The 21,086-nt window shown below is 40.4% G+C and carries 14 protein-coding genes; 11 read left to right on the forward strand and 3 right to left on the reverse strand.

The genetic code is table 11. The annotated features are described in order from the left end of the window. Nucleotides 1-14: 14 nt before the first annotated feature. Together AAOP42_RS12580 and AAOP42_RS12585 are read right to left on the reverse strand one after the other, a co-directional pair. Complete coding sequence (locus AAOP42_RS12580) at nucleotides 15-1,103, reverse strand: Gfo/Idh/MocA family protein (protein WP_349528877.1); 1,089 nt, start codon at nucleotides 1,101-1,103, stop codon at nucleotides 15-17. A 79-nt stretch (nucleotides 1,104-1,182) separates the two neighbouring features. After that, nucleotides 1,183-3,177 (reverse strand): acetoacetate--CoA ligase, encoded by a 1,995-nt coding sequence (locus AAOP42_RS12585; protein WP_349528878.1) that lies wholly within the window; start codon nucleotides 3,175-3,177, stop codon nucleotides 1,183-1,185. Nucleotides 3,178-3,474: 297 nt separating this feature from the next. Here AAOP42_RS12585 and AAOP42_RS12590 point away from each other — a divergent pair, with 297 nt between their 5' ends. The 7 genes from AAOP42_RS12590 to AAOP42_RS12620 all read left to right on the forward strand — a co-directional run bounded on the left by AAOP42_RS12590 (nucleotide 3,475) and on the right by AAOP42_RS12620 (nucleotide 12,873). Beyond that, the gene (locus AAOP42_RS12590; protein ID WP_349528879.1) at nucleotides 3,475-4,080 is read left to right on the forward strand and encodes an RNA polymerase sigma factor; all 606 of its coding nucleotides are present in this window, start codon (nucleotides 3,475-3,477) and stop codon (nucleotides 4,078-4,080) included. 103 nt (nucleotides 4,081-4,183) lie between these two features. Next, nucleotides 4,184-5,236: a FecR family protein gene (locus tag AAOP42_RS12595; protein WP_349528880.1), complete on the forward strand. Its 1,053-nt coding sequence runs from the start codon at nucleotides 4,184-4,186 to the stop codon at nucleotides 5,234-5,236. A gap of 124 nt (nucleotides 5,237-5,360) precedes the next feature. Next, entirely contained in the window at nucleotides 5,361-7,067 is a 1,707-nt protein-coding gene (locus tag AAOP42_RS12600) for a SusC/RagA family TonB-linked outer membrane protein (protein WP_349528881.1), read from the forward strand. 38 nt (nucleotides 7,068-7,105) lie between these two features. Next, the gene (locus tag AAOP42_RS12605; protein ID WP_349528939.1) at nucleotides 7,106-8,785 is read left to right on the forward strand and encodes a SusC/RagA family TonB-linked outer membrane protein; all 1,680 of its coding nucleotides are present in this window, start codon (nucleotides 7,106-7,108) and stop codon (nucleotides 8,783-8,785) included. Nucleotides 8,786-8,812: 27 nt separating this feature from the next. Continuing rightward, nucleotides 8,813-10,267 carry a RagB/SusD family nutrient uptake outer membrane protein gene (locus AAOP42_RS12610; protein WP_349528882.1) on the forward strand — a complete coding sequence of 485 codons (1,455 nt, stop codon included), beginning with the start codon at nucleotides 8,813-8,815 and terminating at the stop codon, nucleotides 10,265-10,267. 294 nt (nucleotides 10,268-10,561) lie between these two features. Further along, on the forward strand, nucleotides 10,562-12,016 hold the full coding sequence (locus AAOP42_RS12615) for a sulfatase family protein (RefSeq protein WP_349528883.1): 1,455 nt from the start codon (nucleotides 10,562-10,564) through the stop codon (nucleotides 12,014-12,016). A gap of 227 nt (nucleotides 12,017-12,243) precedes the next feature. After that, complete coding sequence (locus AAOP42_RS12620; protein ID WP_349528884.1) at nucleotides 12,244-12,873, forward strand: RNA polymerase sigma-70 factor; 630 nt, start codon at nucleotides 12,244-12,246, stop codon at nucleotides 12,871-12,873. Between the two features lie 63 nt (nucleotides 12,874-12,936). Here the strand turns inward: AAOP42_RS12620 and AAOP42_RS12625 are convergent, their stop codons facing one another. Continuing rightward, the gene (locus AAOP42_RS12625; RefSeq protein ID WP_349528885.1) at nucleotides 12,937-13,086 is read right to left on the reverse strand and encodes a hypothetical protein; all 150 of its coding nucleotides are present in this window, start codon (nucleotides 13,084-13,086) and stop codon (nucleotides 12,937-12,939) included. A 53-nt stretch (nucleotides 13,087-13,139) separates the two neighbouring features. On the opposite strand from AAOP42_RS12625, the gene AAOP42_RS12630 reads away from it, so the two are divergent. The 4 genes from AAOP42_RS12630 (at nucleotide 13,140) to AAOP42_RS12645 (ending at nucleotide 21,062) form a co-directional block, all read left to right on the forward strand. Then, nucleotides 13,140-14,132 (forward strand): FecR family protein, encoded by a 993-nt coding sequence (locus AAOP42_RS12630; RefSeq protein ID WP_349528886.1) that lies wholly within the window; start codon nucleotides 13,140-13,142, stop codon nucleotides 14,130-14,132. 123 nt (nucleotides 14,133-14,255) lie between these two features. Further along, on the forward strand, nucleotides 14,256-17,726 hold the full coding sequence (locus tag AAOP42_RS12635) for a SusC/RagA family TonB-linked outer membrane protein (protein WP_349528887.1): 3,471 nt from the start codon (nucleotides 14,256-14,258) through the stop codon (nucleotides 17,724-17,726). 10 nt (nucleotides 17,727-17,736) lie between these two features. Next, a complete protein-coding gene (locus AAOP42_RS12640) occupies nucleotides 17,737-19,434 on the forward strand; it encodes a RagB/SusD family nutrient uptake outer membrane protein (protein WP_349528888.1) in 1,698 nt (565 codons plus the stop codon). A 218-nt stretch (nucleotides 19,435-19,652) separates the two neighbouring features. Then, the gene (locus AAOP42_RS12645) at nucleotides 19,653-21,062 is read left to right on the forward strand and encodes a sulfatase family protein (protein ID WP_349528889.1); all 1,410 of its coding nucleotides are present in this window, start codon (nucleotides 19,653-19,655) and stop codon (nucleotides 21,060-21,062) included. Nucleotides 21,063-21,086 lie beyond the last annotated feature (24 nt).

Genomic DNA, 21,086 nt, shown 5'->3' on the forward strand with positions numbered 1-21,086 from the left:
CTGTTTTTTGAAAACTATACCTTCACCTCTCTACCCATAGAAGCAGATTTGTAGATAGCTTCTACTACTCGAATGTCTCTTAAACCTTCTTCTCCGGGTACGATCATAGGTTTGTTGTTGAAGATAGACTCTGCATCTTCATCCATTTGTTTTTGCTGTTGCATTTTGATGGGGTAGTCAATGATCGTACCATCAGACATACTTCCTTTGTTGCCTTTATAGCCTGAATGTGGCTCCATTTTGACCCATCCTTTTTCATAAAAGATTTGAAGGTAGTTCATGCTTACACCATAGCTGGATTGGCAAGATGCCCTTGCACCACTAGGAAACTCTAGTTGATACATCATTGTCTCTTCTACTTCGTGGTAGATTTCCGGGCGGGTGGTAGAAGCCTGAGCTATCACGGATATAGGTTCTTCTCCGGTAGCCAATCGGGCACCTTGTATAGCATATACTCCCATATCACCCATCACTCCTCCACCCATATTTTTCTTTTGTTTCCAGTGATCTGTTCTTCTTTCAATATATCCGGCTGCTGAGGTGAGCATTTTGATTTTTCCAAATGGTTGCTCTTTAGCTACTTTCATGTAAGCCTGAATGTTGGGATCATGTTGACACCTGTACCCGATGGCCAACTTTACCTTATTGTCTGCGCAGGATTTGATCATGGCTTCACAATCTGCTACAGATGGAGCCATTGGTTTTTCACACCAGATGTGTTTGCCTGTATTGGCACCTCTTACGGTGTATTCCCGGTGCATAGACGGAGGCAGTACTACATATATCACATCAATGTCAGGATTGTTGGCTATGTCATCATAGTTTTCGTAGTTATAGACATTTTTGTCTTTGATGCCATACTTTTCCTGCCATATTGGAATTTTTTCAGGACTACCTGTTACGATTCCTTTCAATTCGCACTTCTCGGTCAATTGAAGTGCCGGAGCGAGTAAGTCTGTGTTGTAATATCCCAGTCCAACCAAGGCAACTCCCAATTTGTCTTTCTTTTTGCGGGTAGCACCCAAAAGTACATTGGGAGCAAATACTACAGAGGAAGAAATGATTCCTGCTTTCTGAATAAAGTCTCGTCTGTTATTTTTCATGGTGCATAGTTTTTATAGTGTGATTATAATTTGGGGATGAAAAATTACTGATTTATGCTGATAATTGTGTAATTGATTATCAATTTCCATGAGTTTTGAAAAACCGTTTTCTAAATCCTGTTGAATAGTTGATAAAGAAAGTCATGGCTTCAGGGTTTCGAACAGCATCAGGATTAACACTTTTCGAGATGTCCATTCCCATCAAAGTCTTTTTTACAGGTATCTCCATTTTTTTACCACTGAGCGTATATGGAATGCCCTTTACCTGAATGATTCTATCCGGTACATGGCGGGGAGAGCATTCTTTTTTGAGGGATTCAATAATCGTTTTTTTTATGTCTTTTAGTTTTATTCCTTTTTCCAAAACCACAAACAATGGCATGATGTCATCCCCATTTTCTTTTTCTATGTCCACGATAAGGCTGTCCAGAATTCCGGGTATTTTGTCCAATACAGCATAAATTTCTGCTGTACCAATTCTGATTCCTTTCCTGTTTAAAGTGGCATCAGACCTTCCCTGGATCATCAGACTCCCATTGTCATAGATGTTGATCCAGTCACCATGACACCATTTGTTTTCAAATTTTTCAAAGTAACTTGATTTGTAGCGGGCATTATTTGGATCATTCCAGAAATAGATGGGCATAGATGGCATGGGCTTTTCAATCACCATTTCACCGAGGCTATTGGTAATTGCATTGCCATTTTCATCATAGGCATACAGTGCGCATCCCAGAGCCCGGCATTGGATGGCACCTTTATACACAGGTTCGGTTGGACACCCCCCAACAAAAGCTGTACAGACGTCTGTACCTCCACTCATGGAGCAGAGCCACACATTCTGAGATACATGCTGATATACCCACTCGAATGTTTCAGGAGGAAGTGGTGCTCCGGTCGATCCTATGGAACGAAGTGATGAAAGGTCGTATTTTTTTCCAGGAGATAGCTCTCTTTTCATGCATGCTGTTAAATAAGGTGCGCTGGTTCCAAAGTGATGGATTGGCAATTCCTCTGCAAGTTGCCACAGGCTGTTTAAGCTGTGGTAAGCGGGGCTGCCATCGTACAGCACGGGTACAGCACCTGCCAGCATGCTGGTCTGAAGGAAATTCCACATCATCCAACCAGTGGTGGTAAACCAAAAAAAGTTCTCACCGGGTTTTACATCATTGTGAAAATGCATGTATTTCAAATGTTCTAATAAAACACCTCCGTGCGAGTGGGTAATGGCTTTGGGTTTGCCTGTAGTGCCGGAAGAATAGAGTACCCATATCGGATGATTGAATTCTACGGGGGTAAATTCCAGATCAGAAGTTTTATCGGAAATGGTTTCATCCCAAGGTATTGCTTCATTCAGTGGAAAAGTATCTTTTTGGTCGTTTGTATTTTTAATAAGAACTACCTTAATGATACTACCAATTCCTTGCTGGATTTGGTTGATTTCTGCTGTTCTGTCATTTTGTTTTCCATTGTATTGATAGCCATTCACCGCAAAAAGCAGCTTAGGTTTCACTTGCTCAAACCGATCTATAACGGTATTCACTCCAAAGTCAGGAGAGCAGCAAGTCCAGGTAGCACCTATGGAGTTGACAGCCAGGAAGGCAATGATTGTCTCAGGAATATTGGATAAGTACCCGGCAACACAGTCACCTTTGGAAATGCCATTTTTCAGGAGAAATTGTTGGACACTGCACACTTTCTGTTCCAATTCCTCCCATTTTATTGAGGTGAGGGAATTGGATTCATTTTTGAAATGAAGAGCGGTTTCTCCTTCTTTTTTATTTCGAAAGATGTGTTCGGCATAATTGAGGGTTGCACCTTCAAACCACCTGGATCCCGGCATTTTTGATGAAGAAAGTACAGAAGTGTACTTAGTATGGGATTTGATATTGAAGTATTGCCACAGACATTCCCAAAACAACTCAATATTATCTACCGACCACTTCCAGAGGTGTTGATAATTGTCAAAGGACAATCCTTTGTGAGTATTCAGCCACTTTTCGAAAGATTTTAAATTCGATTGTTCAATGAAACTGGCATCAGGTGCCCAGAGTATTTGTTGAGAGGTTGTCATTTATCATAAAGGTAATAAATGCCAATGATAGATTATAGATGTATAATTCAAATTAGTACAAAAAGCAAAGCCGGAATTGTGAAACAATTCCGGCTATTTTAGAACCAAATCACTGAGAGTACAACTATCGCCAAACAATTGCGCACTCGATTCGGGTCAATCAATGATCAACTATAATCATATTCAAAGATAGATAATTCTATTGTCATTTAGGTGAAATACTACTTGAATGAGCCTCGGCAGACTTTTGATAAAATATGGAAAAAATAGATACCTTTATGAAAAAAAGTATCTGCATTGATAGAAAGGAGTGTACATAGTACTGATGAATCTAATCCCTTGAAGAAAGGTGAAAAGACCTCAGATAAGCTGATTTGGCATTCTTTTAAAGAAGGAAACCGCAAGGCGTTTCAATTTATCTACGATCAAAATTTTGAAATTCTATTACAGTACGGCTTGAAAATAGTACCCGATCAGAGTTTTGTAGAAGACCAGATACAGGATTTTTTCATATATCTATGGAAGAAAAAAGAGAATCTTGAGATTAAAAAATCCATTACCATTTACTTAATATGGTCATTGAGAAACAGAATTATCAAAGCCATTAAATCTGAGAAAATGATGACCTCAGATGATGGATTGGGTATCATTCCGGAAAATTCTGATTCAGAAGACCGACTCACTCCGGACGAACTAAAAAGTGCGGTTGATTCTCTGCCGGTTAAACAACGTGAAGCTATTTATTTAAAATACTATCAAAATCTGGATGGGGAGGAAATTTCAAACATTATGGATATCACTCTCGGTACTACTTACAACCTCCTCTCACGTGCACTTTTCAATTTGAGAAAACATCTTCCTAACCTGTCATTGGCATTACTCACCCTTCGTTTATTAGACTGAACTTTAGCTGTTTTTTTAGATTTACTTAAGAAAAAAAATATTTTTTCTCCTTTAGGGTATTAGGTTTTTGGAACAAAGGACTCTAGTAGGTAAAAATAGAAAATTGGAACACCGAAAGATATTGTCTGTTCAGAGTTTAGTAGCTAATCCTGATTTCAGGAAAATGGTTTTGAATTCAAAACATAATGGCAGGTTAGTTAATCAACTCAATTCAGAATTTCAGGGCTATGATCTAAATGACTTAGAAGCAGCTAGCCAAATAGTACTTTCTTTAGAGAAAAATGCGAGGTTGGATGGAGGTGCCAATAAGGCTAAAATATGGTCTGACATTATTAAATCAGCAGATCAGTTCGACAGGGAAACTCAAAATGCTCAAGGTACATTAAAGGTAGTAAAGAAGCCGGTCACATGGAAAATCTATTTGAAATATGCTGCGGTGTTTGCCGGAATACTGATGGTTGTGTCCTGGAGTATATTTTCAAATCTATCTGAGCAGCCTGTTCAGCAACAAAATCTTGCGGTAGTCAAGTCCAATCCTTCAGGACAGAAGTCCAGGATTCAACTGTCGGATGGAAGTGTAGTGCATTTGAATGCGGAGAGTGAGTTGCAATATGTAGAAGGGTTTAGTGAAAATGAAAGAAAAATTTACCTGAAAGGGGAGGCTTATTTCGAAGTGGCAAAAGATGCTAACAGGCCTTTTACAGTAGTATCTAACAATATTTCTGTAACTGCATTGGGTACGGAATTCAATGTCAATGCTTTTAGTAATAATATAGAAGTAGCACTTCTGGAAGGAAGCATTATGATCAACGATTTGAATGGTAGTGATGAAGTGAAGCTGGAACCAATGCAAGTCGTTCGGTTTGATAGTAAATCCGGTAAATTGAATATGATTGATGTGAATGCAGCTGACCTGGCTCTGTGGAGAAACCGGGTGATTTATTTTGACAATACCCCAATTGATGATGCTGTAAAAATACTTTCCAGATGGTATGCTGTAGATATTGATATAATAAATGCCTCTTCCAAAGAATTAACTTTTTCAGGAAAATTCAGTAACCGCTCTTTGGAATTGCTACTAAAAAACCTGAGTTACACGCTGGATTTTAAATACACTATAGATAAAAATAGAGTCATTTTAGATTTTAACAAATAAGCCTATGAAAAAACAAAAATAGTACTGGGTACTACAAGAGCCTGTATGCTGCACTTTATCGCCAAAATATTGAGTGCCGGATATATGGGTCAATCAATGATTTTTCAACTATAAACATGTTCAAATGAAAATTAAAACTTTACAAACACTTGTAAAATTGAGTAAACTCACATTTTATATATTATGCAGTATCTGCCTCAGTTTAACGTCACTTCTGGCGGAAGAAGGCAAAGCTCAGGTAAAGAGCGTGAAAGAGGTTCAGATCAACATACACCTGAGTCAGGTAAGTCTATCCAAAGCACTTAAAACTATTGAGGAAAGGACTGATTTCAATTTTATTGTAAGCAAGGAAAAAATAAACCTTAATCAAAAAATAAATTTAGCGCATAAGAGTGGTAGCGTGGAGGAAATATTACTTGATATTTCCAAACAGGCAAATGTTCGGTTTCAGCAGATCAATGAAAATATTGATATTAGAAAAATTGATTTGAAAGAATCAAAAACACTGAATTTGGTTGAAGTGATGCAGGATGTAGAAGTGAGTGGTAAAATTACCGATGAAAATGGAGAAGGTTTACCCGGGGCTTCTGTAGTTGTAAAAGGAACCTCTTCAGGAACTACAACTGATATTGACGGCAATTATAAATTGACAGCTCCGGAATCTGCTATTTTGACCATCTCCTTTGTGGGTTATTCTACTCAGGAAGTTGCAATAGGGGCTAAAAGTGTAATTGATATACAAATGCAGTTGGATGCAGCGCAGTTGGAGGAAGTGGTAGTTGTGGGATATGGTACAGTGCAGAAGAAAGATTTAACGGGGGCAGTTACATCAGTAAAAGGAGATGATATGGAAAAAACTCCTGCAAATACCTTCGTTCAATCATTGCAAGGAAGATCAGCAGGCGTTGATATCAAAGCCGCCTCAAATGCCCCAGGTGGAGGCATCAGGATAAGGATTAGAGGCACAAACTCCATCAATGCTTCCAGCGACCCGTTGTATGTGATTGATGGCTTTCCCATCGACAATGTGAGTACCACACCCCAAGGAGCAGGAAATTCCGCACAGTCAGCCAACCCCCTATCCTCAATCAGTCCAAGCGAAATTGCTTCTATCGAAGTGCTTAAAGATGCATCCGCCACAGCAATCTATGGGGCAAGAGGTGCCAATGGAGTAGTTATCATCACTACAAAACGTGGGGAACAAGGTAAGGCCCAGATAAACTTCGACTATTCTCTGGACATTGCTTCGGTAAGAAAGAAGTTGGATTTGGCCAACGCAGAAGAATTGGCAATATTAAATAACGAGTGGGCTACCAACAATGGACAACCTCTTATTTATGATGGCATCAACAAGCCGTTACCGGAAGAACTCGGTGAAGGTACTGACTGGCAGGATGAAATTTTCAGAACAGCCTTAACACATACCTACAATCTTTCCATTTCCGGAGGAACAGAAAATACCAAATATCTTTTGTCAGGAAATTACATGGATCAAAACGGTATTATCATTGAATCAAACTTCAAACGAGTTGGTATTAAATTTAATTTGGATCAAAAAGTAAGCAACAGGATCAAGCTGGGTTTCAATATGAATGCCAACAGGTCAGTCAATGATGCCGTTCCTTCTGACGGGTCGGGTTATCAAAATGACACACCGTTGTGGAATGCCCTGGCAACAACGCCTGTTATTCCTGTAAGAGATGCCGATGGAAATTATGTTCATAACCATGATGAGACTACCAAGATATTGGAAAATCCGGTGGCCATAGCAGAGACGAGAACTGATATTACTTATACAAACCGGACATTAACAAATGTATTTAAATCATAGATGGCCTTACATTCAGATCAAATTTTGGCGCTGATATAATCAATTCAAAAAGGAACATATATGTACCTACTACTGCTGAAACACAGGCTTTGGCAAATGTTGGAATAGCATCTATTGGAATCATACAAAGTACGAATTGGCTGGCAGAATACACATTAAATTACAAAAAGTCATTCGGGACAGATCATCGGATTATTGCTCTTGCAGGCTATACCGTACAAACCCGTCAAACTGAGAGTGTTTTCAGTGAATCAGATGATTTTTTCACTGATAAACTGGAATACAACAACTTGGGAGTTGGCTCAAATCCCAGACCTTCAACGAGCAATACAGTTGAAACCGGATTGCTGTCCTATATTGGCAGGTTGAATTATATTCTTAAAGACAAATACATATTTACTGGTACCATTAGAAGAGATGGTTCTTCAAAATTTGGAGATGACAATAAGTGGGGAGTATTTCCATCAGCGGCTGTAGCCTGGAGGCTGGGAGATGAAAGTTTCATGCAGGGATTGAAAATATTCAGTGATTTGAAAGTGAGAAGTAGTTTTGGATTGACGGGTAATCAAAATATTGGTTCTTATTCATCTCTGGCACTTTATAATTCAGTTAGAACTATAATCGGAGATGGTCCTGTAATAGGACTAGTGCCAAATAAAATACCTAATCCGGACTTGAAATGGGAGAAAACGTCACAATTCAATACAGGTATAGACATGGAACTGCTGGAAGGAAAAATCAGCTTTTCAGTCGATTATTATATCAAGCGAACAAGTGATTTGCTGTTGAATGTATCCATACCCAATCAATCGGGATATGGAAGTAGTACCCAGAATATAGGGGAAGTTGAAAATAAAGGCTTTGAGTTTAGTTTGGGGCTAAACAATTCCTTTGGTGCGGTAAAATGGAATTCTAATTTTAATATTTCTTTCAATAGAAATAAACTGGTATCTCTTCCTGAGGGGACTGATGAGCTGATTTTTTCATTAGGTAGAGGTGAATCTGCTCATGGCCACTCCATTGCCTTGCCAGGTCAGCCCCTTGGCCTGTTTTATGGGTACCACTTTGAGGGCATATGGCAATCAGAAGAAGAGATTATTGCAGCGGGAAACATTGTTGGTGGGCTGAACAGACCGGGATTGGTGAAGTATGCGGATTTAAATGGAGATGGTTTCAAACAAAATGATGGAGACAGGGAGGTCGTTGGAAATCCTAATCCGGACTTTATTTACGGATTCTCCAATGATTTTACATATAAAAATTTCAACCTTTCTATCTTCATCAATGGTAGCTATGGAAATGAGATTGCAGATTTAAACCGAATAGGCTTACTGGCACAGCCTCAGAAACACAATGTCTATCAACAGGTTTTTGATGAAAGATGGACAGGGCCGGGTACTAGCAACACAATAGAAGCTCCGTTGACAAATGCCGGAGAATGGAAAAACTTCAGTGATCGAGATGTTTTAGACGGATCATATTTGCGTGTCAAAACCATCAATCTCTCATATAATCTGCCAGTTAGTTCATGGGCAGTAGATTGGTTTAGAAGTGCTATGGTATATGTGGCAGCAGATAACCTGATAACGATAACAAACTATACCGGATTTGATCCTGAAGTAGATCTATATTCTGGGAGCAATGCGCAGTTGGGAGTGGATAATGGGGCTTATCCTAAATCTAAAAGTATAAGAATCGGAGTAAAGTTGGGCTTCTAAATTTAACTTAACTTAAAGAAATATATCATGAAATACATATATAAAATTGGATCACTGGTTGTAATAGTTTTGTCAATATTTTCTTGTGAAGATGTATTGGTAGAAGACCCACCGAGCAATATAAGTTTGTCAAGTTTTTACCAATCTGAAACAGATGCTTTGGCAGGATTGTATGGTGCATATAGCAATATCTATGGCTTTTATGGAACAACTACCATGCAGTATGGTGAAATGAATGCTGATGATATGACCGTTTCACCATTAGTATCAGATAATTTTTCCTGGGATGAGTTTACCTATAACAGCGATGTGACTGGTGGAATTTGGTCGAATGGATTTTCAGGGATTAACAGAGCAAATGAAGTAATATTTTACACAGACCGAATTGATTTTGATCCGGAACGAAAAGCGGATCTGATCGCTGAGGCAAAAGCCTTAAGGGCTTTGTATTATTTTAATCTGGTAAGAGCGATGGGTGGTGTACCGTTATACGAGACTCCTACTATTGGCTTTGATGCTGTAATGGCACCAAGAGCCACTGAAGAACAAATTTATGAGTTGGTAATTAGAGATTTAACAGATGCCGCTACAGAACTCGAAGGTACAAATGCAGCAGGAAGGATTGGAGCCGATGCAGCAAATGCACTTCTGGCCAGAGTCTATTTGTATAGAGGAGATTATGCCAATGCATTGATCCACGCAAAGAATGTGATTAATACTCAGAGGTATGAACTTTTTGATGACTATGCCGATGCTTTTACACCAGAAAATGATAATGGTATTGAACACATTTTTCAGGTACAATACCTTACAGGGGAGCGAAACAGTGGCATACCAGGAAATTTTGGGCCAAGGGCTCCATCTGGTCCTTATGCAAAGTCTTTTTGGGCAGGTACTGTAGTAGGAGGATCCTACGCTCCATCACCAGAGTTTGTTGCTGAAAATCCAACTTCTTATCGCAGGTCAGTAACATTGGCAGACAGCTATGAGCACATAGATGGTGTCACAGGAACCATCACTATGGAAGAAGTTTATGGTGGGACTTTTCCCTACTATATCAGCAAATTTGATGACAGGGAAGCTGAATTTTTATCAGGTTTAAACTTTACAGTCATCAGGTATGCCGATATCTTGTTGATCGCTGCTGAAGCACTTAATGAAGAAAGTCCGGCTGACGATGACAAATATACATGGATAAACCTGGTGAGAGAAAGAGCCAGAAATGGAGTAGAAACAGATTTGCCTGATCTGTCAGGTTTAACACAAGATCAGTTTAGAACGGCAGTTTTGGAAGAGCGAAGATTTGAATTGGCATTTGAAGGTCAGAGGGCATGGGATTTGAAAAGGAGAAGTCAGTTTTTAACCAGGCTAAGAGCCCAGGGAAAAAATGTGGAAGACTACATGTTGTTGTTCCCAATTCCGGATACTCAGAGAAAGTTAAATACCAGCCTTACTCAAAATTTGGGATGGGAAGTAGAATAAAAACACGCTAAATAATTAGAAATAAAAATAAGGAGAAGTATTATTAGTGCTTCTCCTTATTTTTTCAAACGATATGAAAAGAAGTTTACAGATTGCTGTAGCATTACTCGTTATAGTATTTGTTGATAGAGTCCATCAAATCATGCTAATCAGTTAAATTGCCAGGGTCGAACAACAAAGTTGAATGGGAAGAGAAAGAAAATGGTGTACTCATCAAATCTTCTGACCTGATTGGTGAATATGCCTGGGTGTATAAGATTGAAATGAATTTGTAATAGAATAAATCCAATAATTATGAAGTTTATTTTTTCACTAAGTATTGTTTCTGCGCTTTTGATTGGTTGCTTATCTCCCGGTAAGGAATCTAAAGAACAAAAGCCACCCAATTTTTTATTTGTAATAGTTGATGACCAGTCACCTTTTGACCTCAAGACTTATGATCCATCATCTATCCTCGAAACACCAAACATTGACCGATTGGCATCAGAAGGAGTGGTTTTTGAAAGTGCCCGACATATGGGTTCTTTTTTGGGAGCAGTATGTACACCCTCAAGACATATGGTTATGAGTGGCAGGACACTTTGGCATCTGCCATCTATAAGAGGATATGATAACCCTAACCCACCTGAAAATTTAGAACAACAAACAATAGGAGCTGTCTTTAATCGAGCGGGTTATAAAACTATGCGAACCTGTAAAAAAGGAAATTCTTATGGTGCGGCTAATCAGCAGTTTTCTGTGGTGAAAGATGCAGGAAAACGGGGAGACACGCCGGAAACAGGAAGTGCATGGCATGCTGATCAGGTATTAAATTATTTAAACGAAAGAGATAGTACCAATACAGAAGACCCGTTCTTTATCTATTTTGGGTTTTCTCATCCTCATGATCCAAGGAATGGTACACCAGAGTTGCTTGAAAAATACGGAGCGGTCAATCATACAGATAAAAACAGCTTACCCCTATTTAATCCAAAACAACCGGAGCTTCCACCTAATTACCTTGGTGAGCATCCCTTTCATCATGGACATCCTAATCTTAGAGATGAAGTAGCTGTTAGTGGTGTTTGGAAGAATAGGGATACTACCACAGTTCGAAATGAGTTGGGTAGAGAGTTTGCCTGCTCTGAGAACATAGACATTCAATTAGGAAGGGTATTGGATAAACTGGAAAAAATGGGGGAGTTGGATAATACTTATATTGTCTATACATCAGATCATGGTATAGCAATAGGCCGTCATGGATTGATGGGTAAGCAGAATTTGTATGAACACACATGGAGGGTTCCCATGATTGTGAAGGGGCCTGATATCCCAAAGGGCAAACGAGTTAAGGGAAATGTTTACCTGCTTGATCTGCTTCCAACATTCTGTGATTTGGCTGGTATCAACTCTCCGCCAACAGTAGAGGGGAAGAGTTTCAAACCAGTGCTTGAGGGAAAAGAAGAAACTATTAGAGACGTTATGTATGCGGTTTACTCTGGCGGGACTAAACCGGGAATGCGTTGTGTGATGAAAGACAATTGGAAGCTGATAAAGTATGATGTGATGGATGGTGAAGTGAGAGAAACCCAGTTGTTTGACCTTAATGAAAATCCCCATGAGTTTCTTCCAGAACACGGCAGATCAAAACCTTTGCAAACCAATCTGGCTAATGATGAAGCTTTTCTGGATAAGAAAATGGAAATGGAGGCACTTTTGCTTTCAGAAATGAAAAAGCATGATGACCCATATAGATTGTGGGATCAGTAATGATTACTTAACACAGATGCCAATTCTAAATTTCAGGGAATTACTATGACCTCCTCACCATACTGGGATGGACTTTTTACAATAGCAATTATTCGTCAACTTGAATATCATTATTTCCTAAATTTTATATCAGATATTCAAGAATTTAAACTTTTATAAAAAGAAAATTCTAAATTGGTCTTTCTATTTGGTTTAAAATAGTTGAAAGAAGGAAAACTAATGTCAAAGTGACCAATCAGGAATTAATCGAGCGCATATTAAAGTATGACGATGAAGAAGCTTATAAAGTATTCTTTCATCGTATGTATGGGCGTTTGATTAATTTTTCTATTTACTATGTTAAAAAAGTTGAGATTGCCGAAGATGTTGTGTCGGATGTATTTGTCAATTTTCTCCGTGCTAAGAATAAATTTGATCAAATAGACAATGTGGAAGCATTTTTCTATACGGCAGTCAAGAATCAGTCGCATAAGTATATCAGAAAGAAAAAAACGTCTGATCTTCTTTTTACACAAGCCTCCAGTGAAGATTACCAGATAAAATCGAACATTAGGCCGGATCTGGAGCTGATAAACAAAGAATTACATGAGGTATTGCTAAATGCTATGGAGCAACTCCCGCCTCAAAGAAAGATGATTTTTCAGTTGGTGAAATTTGATGGCCTTAAGTATAGTGAGGTGGCTATGTCTCTTGACATATCTCAGAAGACGGTTGAAAAACACATGACTCTTTCCCTAAAAATAGTACGAGAAATTGTGACGGACTACTTACAAGATAAAGGTACAAAGACCAAGGCAATAAAAAGATCTTTATGGCTATTGTCTGTTTCAATTCTCGTATGGTTATGCACTTTCTAGTTTGCTGGCTATTTTGCTATTTATCTTTCTTTATTCCTGAGGTAAAAATCAGGGCAAACGCATTTAAAAAATCCTGCTATCCCCTGATTGGTTCAGGGGTCTCTTAGGGTAGTCTGTGGCTTTAAGAGATACCTCAACTGGTGCGGTAAGGAGGGATTGGTTTTTAAATACATTTGCCCTGGGGTAGAAATCCCTTTTTTTAGTTTTTTTCATTTTACCGTAGGGTATTTTCCTTTTTCTGGTTCATTCTTATAACAATTAGGATTATGAATCAAGAAATAGATAGGATCATAGCTTCCGAGATCAACGGAACCGCAACCGAATCGGAAAAGGAGGCTCTAAAAGAATGGATAAAAACCGATCCGTTAAATGAAGGCGTTTATGAAAACATTACTGGTTTTCTGGCCACAAAATATGCCAACTTAGAGATCATCAACGAAGAAGAGGTAAGGGATCAAATATGGAAAAAAGCCCATAATGGTTCGGTTGGTAAAACAAGAAGGTTTTTTTACCCTCGTATGGTTAAGATTGCTGCTGCAGTTTTGATTCTGATTGTTTCAGGAATAGCTGTTTTCAATTTTGTGAATAAGCAAATTACTAGTCAAACACAAAATGAAATCAGCCTGATAGAAAAAGTAACATTACCCGGTGTTAAGTCCACCATTCACCTGCCTGATGGAAGTAAAGTAATTTTAAACTCGTCCAGTAACATATCTTTCGCTGAAAAATTTAGTGACTCTGTGAGGTGGGTAAAGTTGGAAGGTGAGGCGTTCTTCGATGTAGCTAAGAATCCTGATAAACCATTTATAGTACAATCTGGCAATATTTTAACGAGAGCCATAGGAACCAGCTTTAATATTAAAAGTCATTCGTCAAGTGTGGATGTTTCTTTGGTTGAAGGGATTGTAGCCGTGAAGGGATTTGATTCACGAAGTGAAGTCGAGAGTACTATTCTTAATTCCGGGGAGTATATTTCCTACGAAGGAGATAAAATTAAGAGCACTGGCAACTTTAATGTCAGGGATGTGATTGGCTGGAAAGACGGGTTGTTGATATTCAAAAACGCTGATTTTGAAACTGCAATTGGAAAACTGGAAAATTGGTATGGAGTGCATATCACAACTGTAGGTTCAGTTCCCCACTGGAGTCTGAATGGTACTTACGATAATGATAATTTGGAGAATATACTAAAAGCTTTAAGCCATAGTCAAAACTTCAAGTATGAAATTTCCGGGAATAATATAAAAATAAATTTATGAAAGAGAATGAATATGGATAAAAATAACCGATAGCGGAAAGCTATCGGCTACTTTCTGAATTCCCATCCGTGGACCAACACTTGTGGGAATCATTAAATGATTGTTTAAAAAACACTTAAAATTATGCAAAATAAATTACTATTAGCAGTACTCATGCTGTCAAAATTTCTATTTTATGGGGTTGCCTGTCAGGTATTTGTAGTTACCATGATATTAGGACATAGCTCGGAGGCACAAAAATACCAGAGTGTAAAAGAAAAACGCATTAGCCTGGAATTGAAAAACGTAAGCTTGAAGAAGGCACTGAATGGATTGGAAAAAAAGACAGGTTATTCATTTACTTATGATGACAAGAGCTTGAACGACCAAATAAAGCTTGATTTGATTGGTGAAGACAAATTGGTTTATGATTATCTGTTGGAATTGTCAAAAAAAGGGGATTTATACTTTAAGCAGTATAATAATTCCATTTCAGTATTTCGCCAGGGGCAAAAAAAGGAAAGAAAAATAATACAGGTGATTGAGCAGATGGCTGATGTTGACATCTCCGGAAAAATCACCGATGAAACGGGTGAAGGTTTGCCGGGTGCCTCTGTGCTGATTAAAGGTACAACGACAGGTACTACTACCGACCTTGATGGCAATTACTACCTCACGGCACCTGAGCAGTCTATTATAGTGGTGTCTTTTGTGGGGTACAAAACCAGCGAAATTTTAATGACGGGGCAAAATGTGATCGATGTGCAAATGGAATTGGATGCCGAGCAGTTGGAAGAAGTGGTAGTAGTAGGCTTTGGTACACAGGAGTCTCGTAAAGTAGTGAGTTCAGTTTCCCAGGTAACCGGAGAAGAATTGGCCGTTGACAAAAGACCAGTTACCAGTATACAATCTGCCTTAATAGGTTCTATTCCGGGTTTAAGGGGCTTAAATGCTAATGGTAGGCCAGGAAGCACTCCTTCTTTTTCCATAAGGGGGCCCAGCACATTGAACAATGCCAATATTCTGATTATCATAGATGGGTTCGAAGGTAACCTTGCCGATCTGGATCCTCAAACTGTGGAGAGCGTGAGTATTCTAAAAGATGCTGCTGCAGTGGCAGTTTATGGTGCCAGGGGTGCCAATGGAGTAATGTTGGTGACTACCAAATCCACCAAAAGGAATGAAGGGCTTTCTGTATCCTACAGCTATAATGTTTCCAACCAATCCCCCAAAGATATTCCCGGTACATTGAACTCTCTGGAGCTTATGGAATTTGAGAATATTGCAGTGACTGGTGACCCCAGCGGTAGTGTGGCAGGTTCACCATACGGCACAGCGGAGTTGGATCTTGCACGCAGTGGGTTTTACCCGGAAACTGTATGGCCTGAAGAACTTTATGATAGCGGAGCTGGCCAACAATCCCACAATCTCGCTCTGCAAGGCGGATCAGAAAAAACAGGCTACCTGATCAATGCAAGTTACCTGAAACAGAATGGGTTTGTTATTGGAACTGATGATTTCAAAAGGATGAACCTCCGGTTGAAAATAGACACTGACGTTACGGATTGGTTGACTGTGGGTATCAATGCTTTAATTACCAATAGGATTACCAATAGTACCCCGGCCAATTCAGGAGATGGGCTTCTGGGGTCACCGTTTTTTCCGGTAAAGACAGTGGATGGTATATGGGTGGACAAAGGAAGCCCAGGAACTGCTAACCCTATAGCTGAAGCCGCTTCTGGAAGTTTCACCAAAACCAACAGGGATGCGGTCAACCTGCAGCTATATGCCAAATTGAAGCCGCTGAAAGGGCTGACCATTGAGCAGAGGGTTTCGTTTCTAAAAAACAATACGAACACCAGGGACTGGGACAATGTCTATGACCATGTAAAGCTGGATCTTGCCGATCCTGATTCGTACACCAACCCAGAATCAACGGGTAGAGAGTATGCTTTTGGAAGCAGTGATTCCCGTCGATTGACTTTGACCTCCTCAAGTGATTATTCCATTAAATCGCTGAGTACTATTAAATACCAATGGTACAGGGACAATCATCATGTAGATGTGTTGCTGGGTTTTCAATCGGAGCAAGGTGAAGCCGAATCTTTTCAGGCAGGACGAACAGGGTTTTTGTTGGATAACCTTATCGACATGTCTTTAGGACAAATGGCCAATCCAAACATCGGTGGTGGTATAGGAAACACATCGGGTAGAGGAGGAAATGCAACCACACTGTCTTATTTCGGAAGGGTCAATTACGACTTTCAGGGACGTTACCTGGCAGAATTCAGCTTTAGAAGGGATGGTAGTTCCAATTTTCTCGCCAGCAACAGGTGGGCCTTTTTCCCTGCCCTGGCAGTTGGGTGGAATATTGCGGAAGAATCTTTCCTGAATGCCACAGATTTTATTGACAAACTTAAACTGAGGGCATCCTATGGTAAAGCAGGGGATGATTCCGGTGTGGGCCGCAGGGTAACACAACTTGTGACCCTGGACGTGACCGGGTACCCAATTGGAGGCGAAATTCAGCCAAGGTTGTTTTTAGGGGCACCTGCAAGCCGTGATTTGCAATGGGAGACATCCACCACATTTAACACTGGCCTGGACTTCTCTTTGTGGAAGGGGAAACTTCAAGTGAACTCCGAGTATTACATTACCAATAGAGAAGACATTCTGGACGAAGTGCTCACTCCCAAAGAGTTTGGTTTTGGCAATGTGCCGGCCAACCTCTATGCGGTGAAGAGCTGGGGCTGGGAACTGGAATTGAGGCATGACAGCAACATTGGTGATGTTCGATATTGGGTTTCTTCAAACATCACAAACTATGACAATGAGATCACAGATTTGGCTGGAAGGGAACAACCCAACTTTGCTGTAGGGCAAAGTATAAACGATCGTTTCGGATTCCAAACAGATGGTTTTTTCGATAACCAGGAAGAGATAGACGCCTACGTGCAGGAAGACGGTGCTACAGCCATAGACCAATCAAATGTTGGCGGTAGCTTTATTGGTGGTTATAAATTTATAGATCAGGTAACCGTGGACACCAACAATGATGGGGTACCGGATGCCCGCGATGGGGTTATAGATGGAGATGACAGGGTTATCCTGGACGAGAACAGTGCCACCAACCTGAACCTGGGTATTGGCCTTGGACTTTCCTACAAAGGGTTCGCACTTTCTGCAAGGTTTTATGGAGCTTTGGATAGAGACCAGTGGTGGAATGGATCAAGCCAACACGAACCCTTTTTGAATGGTACCAATGCCTTTGATTATCAACTAAATTACTGGACAACTGATAATCCAAATGCATTTTTCCCGGTTCCTCAGGGGAATGGTATACAGGGTTACAACTCAGATGTATCACACCTCATGTTCAACAATGAGTTTATCAAGCTTCAAAACATCACCCTTTCATATGACTTTGGTTCGAAGATGCTGGACAAACTCAAGTTTGTCAGGGGGTTGAACCTGATTGTTTCGATAGAAAATATTGGGACGATGTGGACCAACAGTCCTGCCTACGAGTATGGTTGGGACCCGGAGCTTGGCGTGGGGTCGGTTGACTATCCACTGCCATTTACAACTTCGTTTGGTATAAATGTTAAATTTTGATTGAGAAGACATGAAAAAGATAAGAATAATAGTTTGTTATATTTTATTGATCACTTTCGGGTCTTGCAGCGACTTTCTGGAGGTGACGGATTTGGATGAATTGTCTTCAGGATCAGTTTTTAAGACTGAAACCGACATGGGTTTTGCCCTGAACCAATTGTACACTTTTTTGCCAGGTGGTGATATTACTGCGGAAATTGTGCCCTATTTCTGGACCGATGAAGCTATTCACAGAAACATCAATGGGGAAGGGCGTTTTGGGTCTGATTTCAACTGGATCACAGTATCCCAACCTGGAAATACTTATGTGTTGGATGATTTTTACAAGTACTCACAAATTGCTGATATCAACTTTTTTCTGGAAGCCCTCCCCGGTGCAGAGTACTCCAGTGAGGCGCTCAGAGACCGCCATGGAGCGGAAGCACGTTTTATTAGGGCGTTGATCTATGAAAGGATGGTGCTGGCCTATGGTGATGTTCCATTGGTTACCGAAATTATCCCGGCAGATGAATATCCATCCAGAACACCTCGACTGGAGGTTTTCAATTGGGTGATCAGCGAATTGGACGAAATTGATGACCAACTACCAAATGTAAACGAATATGCCAGTGCAAATGGTGGACGCATTACCAAAGGAGCCGTGTTGGCACTGAAGGCCCGGGCTTATCTCAATGCCATTGGATGGCATGCGGATGTTTCGGCTATGTACAAGGGTGCTGAAGATGCCTGTGCCGTCATAATAAATAGTAGCTTATATTCCATGGCGGAGGGTATTGAAGGGTTTGCCGCACAATTTACGAGTAACGGCGATGGAGGATCGGAAACGATTTTGTCAAACATCTATGTTCCAGAATTCCGTGTTCAGGCATTGGCCAGGAGGTTCGCCCAGAAAGGTTCATGGAGAGGTTCGGCGGCCACTTATGGCAATAACCAGAGCAGGGCAGGCTATACGTCTGATTTTATAGAAGAAGTGCAGACCATCAACGGCCTGTTTCCCAAAGATGACCCTGCTTATGATCCTGCTGACCCCTGGTCAAATCGTGATCCGAGGCTGGCGGTTTCAGCCGTGTTGCCAGGTGATGAGCTCCCTGCTAAGGGGGATCCTTCACAAATTTACGTGTATGAACCGCACCCTTCGATTGGCTCAAACACCGATGATATCACACGGCCTTCAAATCCTACCGGATATAGTTTTCGAAAATACATTGATTACGATTTGGTTGCCTTAGACAAAGGAGATGCGGATTATAAAATCATTAGATATGCCGAAGTATTGCTGATGTACGCTGAAGCTTTGGCTGGTAGGGGAGCAGACGGGCAAGCCCTGATTTACCTCGACATGGTGCGTGATCGTGTGGGGATGCCGTTATATGCAAATATTGGCTTGCCTACTGTCACAAGAGGAACAACGGGTAATCAAATGATTGATGCCATACTGCTGGAGCGACGATACGAATTTGCCGGAGAAGGTCCCCAAAGATGGTTCGACATCTGGCGGTACAAATTGGGAAGCCAGGTAATTGGTGAAGTTTATGGCATTCCGCAAAGCCAGACTCTACGGGGCGATTTGTCCGGACCCAAGTTTGCGCCAGATGGAGGAGCCTATCATCGTACATGGCAGGATAAATTTTACTTACTGCCCATGCATCAGGGTATATTAGACGCTAATCCTAGTTTAAAACAGACAGTCGGTTGGGTAGGTAATTAGTAAACAATTTGAATCAGAATATAGAGGCAGTCTCAAAAGGATTAAACAGTTGCCGGGCTCCTGACTGTTAGGCAGGTGTTCCGGCACCCTTTGAAATGTATAAATAGATGTTTCTAGAACAGACCTCAGAGTACCTGTCGAAGGTAGTCAGGAATCTGGGAATTATCTGCCTTTTGAGACAGCCTCTTTTTTAGTAATCATATAAAAAAATAGAATCAATGAAATATAACTTTTTACTCAGTTTTTTATCCTTTCTTATTATTGTTACTTTTTCCGCAAATAGTCAGAAAAAGACAGGATCATACCCAAATATTATTCTCATCATGGCTGATGATTTGGGCTGGGGAGATGTTGGATTTAATGGTAATAAGGTAATAAAAACGCCGCACCTCGATCAACTGGCAAAAGATGGAATTCAAATGAATCGTTTTTATGCCGCTGCACCTGTATGTTCACCTACGAGAGGCAGTTGTCTTACAGGAAGACATCCCTACAGGTATGGTGTTTACTTCGCAATGACCGGTCATGCCAAGCCCGAAGAAGTCCTCATTTCGGAAGTGCTGAAACAAAAAGGTTATGCTACTGGTCATTTTGGCAAATGGCACTTGGGAACTTTAACCAATCAGGAGCAGAATCGATGGGGTGAATGGGCCAAAGATCCTAAGGGTAATTTTTCACCTCCCTGGAAAAATGGCTATGATGCTTGTTTTGTTACCGAATCCAAAGTACCTACATGGAATCCTACGGTTGCCCCCAGGGGTTGGACAAAGCCATCTGAGGGAGAACCATTTGGTAATGACTACTGGGTTGGCTCTGAGCAAAAAGCAACTGAAAATCTCGAAGGAGATGATTCCCGAATTATAATGGATCGTGTGATACCTTTTGTAGAAAACGCAGCAAAGGATAAAAAACCATTTTTTAGTGTTGTATGGTTTCATACTCCACATAAGCCTGTTGTTGCCGGTCCGGAATACCGAAATATGTATAAGGAATATTCAGAGGGAGAGCAACATTATTATGGTTCTATTACTGCAATGGATCAACAGATTGGAAGATTAAGAACCAAATTAAAGGAGTTGGGTTTAGATCAGAATACTATGATTTGGTTTTGTTCTGATAACGGGCCAGAGGGAAGGAAATTGGAAGAAACTTCAAGAGGGTTAGCCAGTCCTTTTCGGGGAAGAAAAAGAGACCTGCTCGAAGGAGGAGTGAGGGTGCCGGGAGTTGTGGTGTGGCCAGAGAAAATAAAATCTCACACCAAAACAGATATGCCATGTGTTACTTCAGATTATTTTCCTACCATTATGGATGTCATTGGTGTACATAGCAGGGATTACGAAAATCCTGTTGATGGTATCAGTTTGCTTCCCATGATGGAGAGCAGGCAGAAAATCCGTAATATGCCTATAGGCTTTAGAAGTCAAAACAGGCTTGCCTGGAATACCGAAGAATACAAGCTTCATTCAAATGATGGAGGCAAAACTTTTGCATTGTATCATTTACCAACAGACCTGCATGAAGATAACGACCTGTCTAAACAGTATCCTGAGAAAGTTAAGGAAATGAAATCAGCACTTTTGGCCTGGGTAGCTTCTTGTGAGGCCAGTGATAAAGGAGGAGATTATTAAATAAGATTATTTTTTGTATAGTAC

The organism is Reichenbachiella sp. MALMAid0571 (assembly GCF_040151475.1).
Taxonomy (GTDB): domain Bacteria; phylum Bacteroidota; class Bacteroidia; order Cytophagales; family Cyclobacteriaceae; genus CAXBNB01.

Coding starts and splice junctions, on each gene's coding strand:
- AAOP42_RS12585 (WP_349528878.1), bottom strand. CDS start 3,177: ATGACAACCTCTCAACAAATACTCTGGGCACCTGATGCCAGTTTCATT.
- AAOP42_RS12640 (WP_349528888.1), top strand. CDS start 17,737: ATGAAAAAGATAAGAATAATAGTTTGTTATATTTTATTGATCACTTTC.
- AAOP42_RS12610 (WP_349528882.1), top strand. CDS start 8,813: ATGAAATACATATATAAAATTGGATCACTGGTTGTAATAGTTTTGTCA.
- AAOP42_RS12645 (WP_349528889.1), top strand. CDS start 19,653: ATGAAATATAACTTTTTACTCAGTTTTTTATCCTTTCTTATTATTGTT.
- AAOP42_RS12630 (WP_349528886.1), top strand. CDS start 13,140: ATGAATCAAGAAATAGATAGGATCATAGCTTCCGAGATCAACGGAACC.
- AAOP42_RS12615 (WP_349528883.1), top strand. CDS start 10,562: ATGAAGTTTATTTTTTCACTAAGTATTGTTTCTGCGCTTTTGATTGGT.
- AAOP42_RS12635 (WP_349528887.1), top strand. CDS start 14,256: ATGCAAAATAAATTACTATTAGCAGTACTCATGCTGTCAAAATTTCTA.
- AAOP42_RS12600 (WP_349528881.1), top strand. CDS start 5,361: ATGAAAATTAAAACTTTACAAACACTTGTAAAATTGAGTAAACTCACA.
- AAOP42_RS12580 (WP_349528877.1), bottom strand. CDS start 1,103: ATGAAAAATAACAGACGAGACTTTATTCAGAAAGCAGGAATCATTTCT.
- AAOP42_RS12625 (WP_349528885.1), bottom strand. CDS start 13,086: ATGAAAAAAACTAAAAAAAGGGATTTCTACCCCAGGGCAAATGTATTT.